The 12,498-nt window shown below is 42.7% G+C and carries 8 protein-coding genes; all 8 read left to right on the forward strand.

Annotation, left to right across the window (positions count from 1 at the left end):
* On the forward strand, positions 1 to 936 hold a 936-nt coding region (gene dnaA / locus DXX93_RS00005; RefSeq protein ID WP_115998547.1), incomplete at its 5' end, for a chromosomal replication initiator protein DnaA.
* Positions 937 to 963: 27 nt separating this feature from the next.
* Complete coding sequence (dnaN, locus tag DXX93_RS00010; RefSeq protein ID WP_116006256.1) at positions 964 to 2,067, forward strand: DNA polymerase III subunit beta; 1,104 nt, start codon at positions 964 to 966, stop codon at positions 2,065 to 2,067.
* Positions 2,067 to 3,185 (forward strand): DNA replication/repair protein RecF, encoded by a 1,119-nt coding sequence (recF, locus tag DXX93_RS00015; protein WP_116006257.1) that lies wholly within the window; start codon positions 2,067 to 2,069, stop codon positions 3,183 to 3,185. The genes dnaN and recF overlap by 1 nt, the downstream gene beginning before the upstream one ends.
* A 5-nt stretch (positions 3,186 to 3,190) precedes the next feature.
* Entirely contained in the window at positions 3,191 to 5,626 is a 2,436-nt protein-coding gene (gene gyrB / locus DXX93_RS00020; RefSeq protein ID WP_116006258.1) for a DNA topoisomerase (ATP-hydrolyzing) subunit B, read from the forward strand.
* 257 nt (positions 5,627 to 5,883) lie between these two features.
* Positions 5,884 to 8,313, forward strand: a complete 2,430-nt coding sequence (locus DXX93_RS00025) for an FG-GAP repeat domain-containing protein (RefSeq protein ID WP_116006259.1) — start codon at positions 5,884 to 5,886, stop codon at positions 8,311 to 8,313.
* Between the two features lie 255 nt (positions 8,314 to 8,568).
* Positions 8,569 to 9,093, forward strand: coding sequence for a nuclear transport factor 2 family protein (locus DXX93_RS00030; protein ID WP_116006260.1), 525 nt, complete (start codon positions 8,569 to 8,571; stop codon positions 9,091 to 9,093).
* Positions 9,094 to 9,473: 380 nt separating this feature from the next.
* Positions 9,474 to 10,421 carry a glycine--tRNA ligase subunit alpha gene (glyQ, locus tag DXX93_RS00035; protein ID WP_116006261.1) on the forward strand — a complete coding sequence of 316 codons (948 nt, stop codon included), beginning with the start codon at positions 9,474 to 9,476 and terminating at the stop codon, positions 10,419 to 10,421.
* Positions 10,421 to 12,496 (forward strand): glycine--tRNA ligase subunit beta, encoded by a 2,076-nt coding sequence (gene glyS / locus DXX93_RS00040; protein WP_116006262.1) that lies wholly within the window; start codon positions 10,421 to 10,423, stop codon positions 12,494 to 12,496. Before glyQ ends, glyS begins: the two co-directional genes overlap by 1 nt.
* Positions 12,497 to 12,498: the final 2 nt, after the last annotated feature.

The following is a 12,498-nucleotide window of genomic DNA, read 5'->3' on the forward strand; positions in this document are numbered from 1 at the left end:
GTCGCTGATAATCCGGGGTCAGCTTACAATCCCTTGTTTATTTACGGTGGCACAGGTCTAGGTAAAACTCACTTACTACATGCTGTGGGCAATGGCATTTTACTCAATGATCCTAAAGCGAAAATCGCCTACATGCACTCAGAGCGCTTTGTCCAAGATATGGTCAAAGCGCTGCAAAATAATGCGATAGAAAAGTTCAAACAATACTATCGATCAGTCGATGCGCTGTTGATCGATGATATTCAGTTTTTTGCCAACAAAGAGCGTACACAAGAGGAGTTTTTCCACACCTTTAATGCGTTACTGGAAGGCAACCAACAGATCATTCTGACCAGTGATCGTTATCCAAAAGAGATCGAAGGGGTAGAGGATCGTCTGAAATCTCGTTTTGGCTGGGGCTTAACACTTGCGATCGAGCCACCAGAACTGGAAACGCGTGTGGCAATTTTGAAGCGCAAAGCACAAGAAAGCCAAATCAATTTAGCGGATGAAGTCGCGTTTTTTATTGCTAAACGTTTGCGCTCAAATGTGAGAGAATTAGAGGGTGCGTTAAACCGAGTTATTGCTAATGCAAACTTCACCGGACGACCAATTACGATTGACTTTGTTCGTGAAGCGCTACGTGATTTATTAGCCTTGCAAGACAAGCTTGTCACGATTGATAATATTCAAAAAACAGTTGCTGAATATTACAAAATTAAAGTGGCGGACTTATTGTCAAAACGACGTAGTCGCTCTGTTGCTAGACCTAGACAAATTGCAATGGCATTATCTAAGGAGTTAACCAATCACAGCTTACCTGAGATTGGTGACGCCTTTGGTGGACGTGATCATACAACGGTTTTACATGCTTGCCGCAAGGTGAAAGACTTGCGCGAAGAAACGCACGACATTAAAGAAGATTATTCAAACTTAATAAGAACACTGTCTTCCTAACGGAATAAAATAAAACAGGTATATAGCATGAAGTTTTCACTTAATAGGGAATCATTACTTAAACCTTTGTTATTGGTATCAGGTGCAGTTGAGCGCAAAAGCACGTTACCTATTTTAAGTAATATCCTTTTTGAGATTAATGATCAGTCGTTAACCTTAACTGCCACTGACCTAGAGTTAGAAATGGTTGCCGGTACACAGATTGATAACGAAGGCGACAGCGGTAAACTCACGATACCTGCCAAAAAGCTTTTAGATATTTGTAAAAGCTTACCAGAAGACTCGCAACTCACTTTCGAAGCACAAGATGAAACGGTAATTATCAGTACCGGTCGCAGTCGCTATTCATTGTCTACACTACCGGCCACAGATTTTCCCAATATTGAAGAATGGAAAGGCGATGTAGAGTTCAGAATTATGAAATCTGAGCTTTTACGTCTGATTGAAAGTACTCATTTTTCTATGGCAAATCAAGATGTTAGGTATTATCTAAATGGCATGTCTATTGAAACAGAGGGGACTGAAATTCGCTCTGTTGCTACGGATGGGCATCGTTTAGCTATTTGTAAAATAGCGAATGAATCTTTAACGCTACCAGCGCGCCAAGTTATTGTGCCGAGAAAAGGTATTTTAGAAATTATTCGTTTGCTTGATCCTGTGGACGAAGAAATTCAGTTATTTTTAGGCGCTAATCACATTCGAATTATCGATAACGAATATTCATTTACGAGTAAATTAGTCGATGGCCGTTTTCCTGACTATCGACGTGTTCTGCCGAGAAACGGTGACAAGGTTTTACAAACCAATAAAGATTTACTTCGCCAAGTGCTATCTCGTGCCTCTATTTTATCGAATGAAAAATTCAAAGGCGTTCGTTTAAATTTTGCAGCGAATGAATTAAAAATTACGGCGAACAACCCTGAGCAAGAACAAGCGGAAGAAGTTGTAGAAATCAATTTCCCATACGAAGACTTAGAAATCGGTTTTAATGTTAGCTACGTGCTTGACGTACTTAATGCGATTAAAGAACAAGAAGTTAAATTTACCTTAGCGGATGCCAACAGCAGTGTTGTCATTGAAGGTGGTGAGTCGGGCGAAGCACTTTACGTGGTTATGCCAATGCGTTTGTAATGAGTATAGATTCAGTTTACGTAAACAACTTTCGTAACTTAGCAGAGCAACGCATACAACTTAATCGCCAGTTAAATTTTATACTTGGTGACAATGGCTCAGGAAAAAGTAGCTTTTTAGAAGCTATTTTTTTTGTAGGGCATGGTAAATCATTCAGAACAACGAAATCTGAAACGGTTTGCCATTTTGATAAAGAAGAGTTCTTTATCAATGTCAAAGATGAAGAGCAGCTTAGTTTTGGACTAAGCAAGCATAAAGATAATGTCAGCTTTTTAATTAAGAAGCAGGGAAATAGAATCAACAAGCTTTCTGAGCTTGCTGACCATTTTGCTGTTCAGATAGTGACACCAGAAAGTTTTAAATTATTTTTTGGTGGCGCTAAAGAGCGAAGACGGTTTTTGGATTTAGGATTGTTTCACGTGGAACATAAGTTTGGCTCTGCGTGGAAAGTATTTTCTAAAATACTTAAACATCGAAATGCTTGTATAAAGAACCGATTAGATAACCAACATTTCGCTTACTGGACGAACGAATTTGTAAATGCCTCGCTCGCACTTTCAGAGCTTAGGCAAAATTACAGTAACCAACTAGCAACAGAGTTATCTACTTGGCTAAGTGTATTAATGCCAGAGTTAGCTTCGGACATTCAATTAAGTTATTTTCGAGGGTGGGCTGCAAATAAAGAATTAGCAGAGACATTGTTAGCTGCTAAGGAAAAGGAATTTAAACAGGGGTTTACGGCCGCAGGTGCACACAAATTTGATATTAAGTTTTTAGTGTCAGGTAAACCTATTGAGCTCAAGTTGTCTCGCGGTCAACAAAAGTTGTTTTTAGTTGCATTAACTTTCGCTCAAATGAAACTGATAGAGCAAGTTAAACAAGTAAAAGCAATTTTGCTTATCGATGATATCGGTGCGGAATTAGATGTAGACTCTCGCAGTCGATTTTATCAAGCATTGAAACTATTAAATTGTCAGGTTGCGATATCTGCGATAGATGTTGCAGCAATTCAACCCTTGCTAGACAAGCTTGAACACGACAAACTGAATCAACAAGAAAACTACACTATGTTTCACGTGGAACATGGCAAAATTTCAAGAATAGAAGAAATAGGCTAAACGCTATGACAGTAGAAAACGATTATGGTTCGGACAGTATTAAAGTCCTAAAAGGGCTTGATGCTGTTCGTAAAAGACCTGGTATGTACATCGGTGATACAGATGATGGTACAGGTTTACACCACATGGTATTTGAGGTTTTAGATAACTCTATTGATGAAGCGTTGGCAGGGCACTGTAACGATATTATCGTTACCATTCATTTAGATGGTTCAGTGTCTGTTAGGGATGATGGTCGTGGTATTCCAACCGATATCCACCCAGAAGAAGGCGTTTCAGCAGCAGAAGTTATTATGACAGTACTTCATGCTGGTGGTAAATTTGGTGGTGAAGACTCTGGTTATAAAGTCTCGGGTGGCCTTCATGGTGTAGGTGTTTCGGTAGTAAACGCCCTGAGCGATAAGTTGATGTTAACGATTCGTCGTGCTGGCAAAGTACACGAGCAGGAATACCACTTAGGTGAACCACAAGCGCCTCTTGCCGTGGTCGGTGAAACTGAGTCAACAGGTACTGAAGTACGTTTCTGGCCAAGTGCAGAAATTTTTTCTGATATTGAATTCCACTACGACATCTTACTCAAGCGTATTCGTGAGCTTTCCTTCCTTAACTCTGGCGTCTCTATTAAATTAATTGATGAGCGAGAAGCTGATAAGAGCGAACACTTCCATTATGAAGGTGGTATTCAAGCGTTCGTCGATTATCTAAATACCAACAAAACACCGGTAAATGAAGAAATTTTCTATTTCGATTTAGAGCGCGAAGATGGCATTACTGTTGAAGTCGCGATGCAGTGGAATGATGGTTTCCAAGAAAGTATTTTCTGTTTTACCAACAACATCCCACAACGCGATGGTGGAACTCACTTGAGTGGCTTTAGAGCAGCACTCACTCGTACGCTTAACAGCTACATGGTGAAAGAAGGGCTAAACAAAACCAAAAAAGGTGAGACCAATACCTCTGGTGATGATGCACGTGAAGGCTTAACTGCGGTTATTTCAGTGAAAGTACCTGATCCTAAATTTTCGTCTCAAACGAAAGATAAGCTAGTGTCATCTGAAGTGAAAACGGCAGTTGAACAAGCCATGGGTGAGAAGCTAGGTGATTACTTATTAGAAAACCCAGGTACTGCTAAAACCATTATCATGAAGATTATCGATGCTGCTCGTGCGCGTGAAGCGGCACGTAAAGCACGTGAAATGACACGCCGTAAAGGTGCGTTAGATATCGCCGGTTTACCAGGTAAATTAGCTGACTGTCAGGAAAAAGATCCGGCACTGTCTGAACTATACATAGTGGAGGGTGACTCTGCGGGTGGTTCAGCGAAGCAAGGTCGTAATCGTAAAAACCAAGCAATATTGCCTTTGAAAGGTAAGATTCTAAACGTTGAAAAGGCTCGCTTTGACAAGATGATTTCATCTGCCGAAGTAGGCACGTTAATCACAGCGTTAGGTACAGGTATTGGTCGCGACGAATACGACCCAGAGAAGCTACGTTACCACAGTATCATTATCATGACCGATGCGGATGTTGATGGTTCACACATTCGTACTTTGTTGCTGACGTTCTTCTACCGTCAAATGCCAGAAATTATGGAGCGTGGTCACGTATACATTGCTCAACCTCCACTGTATAAAGTGAAAAAAGGTAAGCAAGAGCGTTATATCAAAGATGATGAAGCACTAACTGAATACTTGACCACACTCGCGCTTGAGAATGCTGAAATTCATGTGAATGAATCAGCACCAGCAATTTCTGAAATTGCGCTTGAGCAGTTGGTCAATCAGTACCGTGCAACCATGGAAACTATCTCTAGAATCTCGCGTCAGATCCCGCAAGATATCCTTGAGAAAATGATTTACAGCAACAGGGTAGCGGTTGAAGACTTTGCTGAGCAAACCAAAGTTGAAGCATGGGCAGCAAACTTAATTGAGCTGCTTGAAAACCAAGAAGGTAATGGTTCAATTTACTCAGTTGACGTGAAGCACGATGCTGAGCGTAATATTTACCACCCTGTGTTTAATGTTCGTCAACACGGCATAGACAAGCAATACAGCTGTAGCTATGACTTTATCCACTCGAAAGAGTTTGCAGCGATTATGAAGCTTAACAGCGCGATTAATGGCTTAATGGAAGACGGTGCCTTTGTTAAGCGCGGTGAGAAAGTGAAGCCTGTGTCTTCTTTTGAAGAAGCCTTAAATTGGCTAATGGCAGAGTCGAAGCGTGGCCAATACATTCAACGTTACAAAGGTCTAGGTGAGATGAACCCAGATCAACTTTGGGAAACAACCATGGACCCAGAAACACGTCGAATGTTAAAAGTAACCATTGAAGATGCAATCGCCGCAGACCAACTGTTTAATACTTTAATGGGTGATCATGTTGAACCGCGTCGTAACTTTATTGAAGATAATGCGCTTAAGGTTTCCAACTTAGACGTCTAGTATTTAAGTTACTTGTGGGAACTTATCATTCAAAATTAACGCTCTTACAATTTTAATAAGCTACTAGAAAGCCATTTACATTATCGTAGATGGCTTTTTTGTATCGACTTTCATCCAGAGTGACATCCACACCTCACTGAATAACCAGTCGATAAATCGTTAAATTCACGGTATATTACCAATATAAGTTTGTCACTTTGTTATCTGTTATCGGCTGACACTTCTCGAGTACATGGTATTTTTATAGGGAAATTCAAATGAATCTCAAGGTCTCTTCGTTCGCTTTTATTTCGTTGCTCATCGCTGGCTGCGGTGGCGGTGGTTCTAGTCAAAACGCTACATCGCCCCAACCACCGATCTCTCAACAGGGGGCTCCTTTGTATACGGGGTTACAATCTAAAGTAGATATTTCCGCAGCCAATGCCGAATCAATCGTTGAGCTACTGATTGACGATTTGCTCTCTGCAGGCTTAGATACGGCCTCTTCTGACGGCCAATCCTCGGTGCAAGGTGATCAACTTGTCGGCGGCTGTGGTGGCTCAGCTACCTTTAGCGACAACCGCAACTCAAGTACTTTGGTTGGTACGCTGGCCTTAGATTTTTCGTCTTATGACGATTGCTCTGGTACTTTACTCGACGGCAAGATCACCTTTAAAGTCGAGCAGTGGGACTTTTTCCGCGATGACTTAAGTCGTGGTAGCATTGAATTTATCAATGCCAGTCTGAGCGATGCGGAAATTGACCTACGACTGCAAGGAGAGCTCAGTTATCAGTATGACGAAGACGTCGCCCTAGAGGTATTTAGTACTTCATCGCTTGAAATCCTAGATAACCAAGCGAGTAAACAGTACTGGTTTGAAAATTACTCGCAAACCACTAAGTACCAAGATCGCCGTTTACTGACCAATGAAATAGGGCTGTCCTTGCAAGGGCGCTTGTATGTGTCAGATCTGGGCTATGTTGATATTGATAGCAACACCGATTTAGTGTGTGTGTCGCCTAACCAAAATGATTGCACCACAGATGTTGTTGGGGTTGGTAAGATCACCCTGTCCGGCAATCAGGATTCCAGCGCGTCCTTCTCCTTCTTAAAGCACGATCACGATGATTATGGCTCTATCCTCTATCTGAAGGTGGATGAAACCGGTGGTGACTCCATCGATAGTGAGGCACTTATTCATCTTGGTGAGCCAAAAGCCGATTCCGCCCCGTTTGCATTTGCCGGTGAAGATTTTGCGGTGCTTTACAGCGATACCGATCAGGTTAAGGTATCCGGGTTACTCAGCTTTGATGGCGATGGGGATGCACTGAGTTATCAATGGCGTGTTGAAAATCCCTTTTCTATCTCCTGCCAGCCCGCCTTGCGATTTAATGGCAACGATTTTGATACGCAACTTATCGATGCGGAGTCTGCCACGGCCACAATGATCACTAATACCTATGGTGGCTATTGTCTGCAACTTAGGGTGACCGACGAAGATGGCAGGCATGCAACCGATTCTGTTTTTGTCAGCTTCAATGAGCTCAATGCCTTTGACGTTGAACGACAGGAACTAGTGGCGGATGGTCGTTATGTTAGGCTTAACTCCATGATAGCATTTGACGCTAATCAGGATGGTCAAAGCGAGTTGTTTTTACATCACCATACCGGCGAGCATGGATATGTATTCAATTATGCTGAACAAGGTCAATATGATCACGCTGCCACGAATACTTTCGACTTTAATCTTAGTCGCAGTCGTCATACTTTTGCCGACATCGATGCCGATGGAACAACCGAGTGGTTGTTTTTAGAGGGGCGCGGACTAACATCCATGTTGGTCTCTTATTCCATTTCAGCCACAGGTGAACTGGGCGAACAGGTTGAGCTAACTGAGGTGCCTAGAGCCGATTTAGAGTGGCCTCGTGTTGCCGATTTTAATGGTGATGGTTTACCAGATATCTTGTTTCATGCTGATAGCGGTGCCGATAAAGACGTTCACATAGGACTGCAAACGGAGCAAGGCGAATTTGAATTTGTACTTTTCGATATTAATGTGGCGATTGAAAAGCCTACTACCCATGCCATTTCTGGTTATACCTTGGGAGATATAGATGGGGACAGTACGGCAGAGTTTTTGACACTGGCTCGCAATGGATTTAGCGGTGATCTATTTTTACAAGTGTATAACCTGGAAGGGCAAAATTTTGTTTTGTTCGATGAAATCCAAGTTGATGATGATTGCAACGTCACTGATACCCGCCGGTGCGACGTACACAACTTCGCCGTTGAGGATCTAGATGCAGACGGCCAAGGGGAAATTGTCTTTGCTCTTGGCGGTTGGCGCCATGGTCATGAGTTGTTCGTGTATCAACAGTCGGATCAAGGTTTGAATGGTACGTCGTCGCTGATGCTGGATACCTTGGACAGAAATAGCCCTTTTTTCAATTCGGAAGTTCAAGAAGATCGTCCTGCCCGTTTTGCTGATTTCAATAGTGATGGCCGCAAGGATATGCTGATCAATGTGAATTTTGATTATTCACTGCTGGTCTTTCAAGAAGCCAACGGCACTTTTGCTGCTTCAGTGAGGGTCCCTTACGTTTCTCAAGACGCCTTGATTGAGGACATTAATGCCGATGGCCGCCCTGATGTGGTCATGAGCAATGGACGCGAGTTATTGATACAGCAGAATGTATTGACCGACTAAGGGCAATTCAAAGAAATGCACTAATAAATGAAAAGGCCATTTAGCTACTGACTTGCTAAGTGGCCTTTTTCTTTTTCAATCCATATGGTTGATAGAGAGATAAAAGACAAGTATAGGCAATATAGCTAAATAAGTTGTCCATATGGTCAATATAATACTAACTAATAGTAGTATGCGTTTATTAGCATTGTTCGTTATAAACGCTCATGCTAGCCTAGTTACAGACATTACAATCTGTTGCTAAGGGAAATCACAGTGTCAAAACAAAAAACTAATCGTCGCTTATATGCCATCACGTTAATGCTAGCCGCACTTGTCTTACCTAAATGGGCGTTAGCGGGGGAGCCTGAAAAGGAAGTGGTAAAGCAAGATATTCCTGCATTACTGAAAGCTTATGGTAAAACGTGGGCAGAGCAGGATGTTGAAGCTGCGGTAGCACTTCACACTGAAGATACAGTATTTCGTATTATGGTTGCTGGTGTTAAGCCTGCAAAAGGTAAAGCGGAACTGCGTGAATTGTTAACGGCAATTTTCACGTCAATGCCGAATTACGCTTCTACCCCGAAAAAAGTCATCATAGGTGATAACTATGGGGTGTTTGAATATGACATGCATATCGAGGCTAACTTAGTGCCACAAGTAGGCCCTCATGTCTTTAAACCATCAGATAAGGCGTATTCTATTCCTGCCGCTGATATCATCATTTTCGAAAATGGATTGGTTAAAGAGAAGGTGACTTACTTGGATATTGAAACGGTTCGTGCCAATCAAAAACACTAGGCCACTAAAAATACAGAGCGACTAAATAATCGTATTTAGCATATAGAATAAAGCCCCACTGTGTAGTGGGGCTTTTTATTTGCAGCATTACAATATTGACCACGGGTTAAATGGTAAATGCGAGTGTCACTAACAGCGCTGATATGTTATTTACTTGCCTAGATTAACTCGTCCTATTTATCGCCTTGTTTGCCATGCTATGAATATGTGAAAACCTTATGTTTCTTAGGCGCTAGCCCTAGGCGAAATAAACGCCATTGGGTATACTAGGCGACTATTTTTTTATTCATTTAAGCTGTCAGGGGATATTTAGGTTTTTCACCGTTAAAACGCCTGACAGCTGCTAGCAAAAAGAGCATTAGGCTCGCATTTGGAACGACATGAGTAGCTTTGATATTAAAACCTTTCAGGGGCTAATCTTGCAATTGCAAGATTACTGGTCTCGCCAAGGCTGTGTAATCATTCAGCCGTTAGATTTAGAAGTAGGCGCGGGGACTTTCCACCCAATGACATTCTTACGCGCTATTGGCCCAGAGCCAATGAGCAGTGCCTACGTACAGCCATGTCGTCGCCCAACTGATGGTCGTTATGGTGAAAACCCGAACCGTTTACAGCACTACTACCAATTCCAAGTAATGCTAAAACCAAATCCTAAAAACATCCAAGAGTTATACCTAAACTCACTTAAAGAGCTTGGTATTGACCCGTTAGTTCACGATATTCGTTTTGTTGAAGATAACTGGGAATCACCGACCTTAGGTGCATGGGGCCTTGGTTGGGAAGTGTGGTTAAACGGTATGGAGATCACTCAGTTTACTTACTTCCAACAAGTGGGTGGTTTAGAGTGTGCACCAGTGACGGGTGAAATTACTTACGGCCTAGAGCGCCTAGCCATGTACATTCAAAACGTTGATAGTATTTACGACCTAGTGTGGACAGACGGTCCTATGGGTAAAGTGATGTACGGCGACGTTTTCCATCAAAACGAAGTTGAGCAATCGGCTTATAACTTCGAGCACGCTGATGTGAATGACTTGTTCCACCAATTTGATCAGTGTGAAAAAGTGTCACAAGACCTGATTGAAAAGGGCTTACCGTTGCCAGCCTACGAGCAAGTCATGAAAGCATCTCATGCATTCAACTTGCTTGATGCGCGTCATGCAATTTCTGTTACTGAACGCCAACGTTATATCTTGCGTGTTAGAACCTTAGCCAAAGCGTGTGCTGAAGCTTACTACAACGCTCGTGAAGCACTTGGCTTCCCACTTTGTGGTAACGCGCAAGCAACTGAGCAAACAGAAGATAAATCAGCTGAGGGCAAGGCATAATGGCAACTGAAACACTCTTAATCGAATTAGGTACAGAAGAGCTACCACCCAAAGCGTTAAGCACACTGGCGAGTACGTTTCATCAACAAATCGTTGCGCAACTTGAGCAAGCTGATCTAGCGTTTGAAAGCAGTAAGTGGTTTGCATCGCCTCGTCGTTTGGCGGTACAAGTGAAAGCACTTGCTGCGAAACAGGCAGATAAAGTAGTTGAAAAGCGTGGCCCAGCAACGAATGTGGCGTTTGATGCCGATGGTCAGCCAACAAAAGCAGCTCAAGGTTGGGCGCGTTCAAATGGTATTACGGTTGAACAAGCAGAGCGTCTAACGACAGATAAAGGTGAGTGGCTATTACATAAGGCGAGCCAAACCGGTAAGTCTGTTGCTGAATTAATTCCGGCAATGGTAGTGACAGCTCTGGGTAAATTACCTATCCCGAAACCAATGCGCTGGGGCAATGAGCGCATCCAGTTTATTCGTCCAGTGCACACATTAACTATGATGTTTGGTGATGAATTAATTGCGGGTGAAGCGCTTGGTGTTGCCTCGGCAAACCAATTGCAAGGTCACCGTTTCCACTACCAAGAAAACGACGGTTTGATTACCTTAGATCATGCCGACAACTATGAAGCTGTGCTAGAGTCTGCTTTTGTTATTGCGGATTACGACAAGCGCAAAGCACTTATCGTTGAGCAAGTAGCGAAAGCGGCTGCAGATATTAATGGTGATGCGATTGTTGATGCCGGCCTACTTGAAGAAGTAACCAGCATCAATGAATGGCCAGTAACGTTAGTGGGGAGCTTTGACGAAGAGTTTTTGTCAGTGCCGGCAGAGCCATTAATTTACTCGATGCAAGATCACCAGAAATACTTCCCGGTAAAAGATAAAAATGGTCAATTGAAAAACCAGTTTATCTTTGTCGCTAATATCGACAGTAAAGACCCACAGCAAGTCATCTTCGGTAACGAAAAAGTGATTCGTCCACGTTTAGCGGATGCGGAATTCTTCTTCAAAACCGACAAAAAACAAAGCTTGGAATCACGCTTAACGAGTCTTGAATCTGTATTGTTCCAAAAACAGTTGGGCACGTTAAAAGATAAGTCTGAGCGTATCGCAGCATTAAGTGGCTTTATCGCTGAGCAAGTTGGCGAGAATAAAGCTGATGCGCATCGCGCTGGTCTATTGAGTAAAACAGACCTCATGAGTGAGATGGTGTTAGAGTTCCCACAAGTTCAAGGGACTATGGGTAAATACTATGCTCAGCACGATGGCGAGTCAGCAGCGATTGCGCAAGCACTAGAAGATCAATACCGTCCGCGCTTTGCAGGTGATAGCTTACCAGAAGCAAACATTGGTTGTGCCGTGGCGATTGCCGACAAAGTTGACTCCTTGGTTGGTATCTTTGGAATTGGTCAAGCGCCAAAAGGTGACAAAGACCCATTTGCACTTCGCCGCGCGGCCATTGGTTTGATTCGTATCATTATTGAAAAAGAGCTAAACCTAGATATCGCTTCATTAATTGCGCATAGCCAAACGTTATTCGGTGACAAACTGACTAACGACAAAGTCGCCGTTGATGTGATTGACTTTGTGATGGGGCGTTTTAGAGCCTACTTTGAAGAGCAAGGTATTAGCGTTGATGTTATTCAATCCGTGTTAGTGAACAAGCCAACATCGCCGTTAGATTTCCAACAACGTGTCAGCGCCGTGGCGCATTTTAAAACGTTAGCGGAATCTGAAACCTTAGCGGCAGCTAACAAACGTGTTGGTAATATCTTAGCGAAATTCGATGGTCAGTTATTAGCTGAGGTGAACACTTCGTTATTATCAGAAGCAGCAGAGCAGCAATTAGCTAGCGCCTTTGCTAAAGTCGCAGAGCAGATTGCACCAGCGATGGCAAATAAAGACTACCAAAGTGTGTTAACTTCATTAGCCACCATCAAAGAAGAAATTGATAACTTCTTTGAACACGTCATGGTCATGGCAGATGACGAAGCGGTAAAAACGAATCGCTTAACGCTACTGAACAATATCCGTAACAGCTTCTTGGCGGTTGCCGATATTTCGGTATTGCAATAACC

Origin of the sequence: Thalassotalea euphylliae (genome assembly GCF_003390335.1) — a bacterium.
GTDB classification, from domain to species: Bacteria; Pseudomonadota; Gammaproteobacteria; order Enterobacterales; family Alteromonadaceae; genus Thalassotalea_F; species Thalassotalea_F euphylliae_B.

Bases quoted from the DNA above. Each gene is read 5' to 3' on its own strand.
- glyS (WP_116006262.1), top strand. From the start codon at position 10,421: ATGGCAACTGAAACACTCTTAATCGAATTAGGTACAGAAGAGCTACCA.
- dnaN (WP_116006256.1), top strand. From the start codon at position 964: ATGAAGTTTTCACTTAATAGGGAATCATTACTTAAACCTTTGTTATTG.
- DXX93_RS00025 (WP_116006259.1), top strand. From the start codon at position 5,884: ATGAATCTCAAGGTCTCTTCGTTCGCTTTTATTTCGTTGCTCATCGCT.
- gyrB (WP_116006258.1), top strand. From the start codon at position 3,191: ATGACAGTAGAAAACGATTATGGTTCGGACAGTATTAAAGTCCTAAAA.
- glyQ (WP_116006261.1), top strand. From the start codon at position 9,474: ATGAGTAGCTTTGATATTAAAACCTTTCAGGGGCTAATCTTGCAATTG.
- recF (WP_116006257.1), top strand. From the start codon at position 2,067: ATGAGTATAGATTCAGTTTACGTAAACAACTTTCGTAACTTAGCAGAG.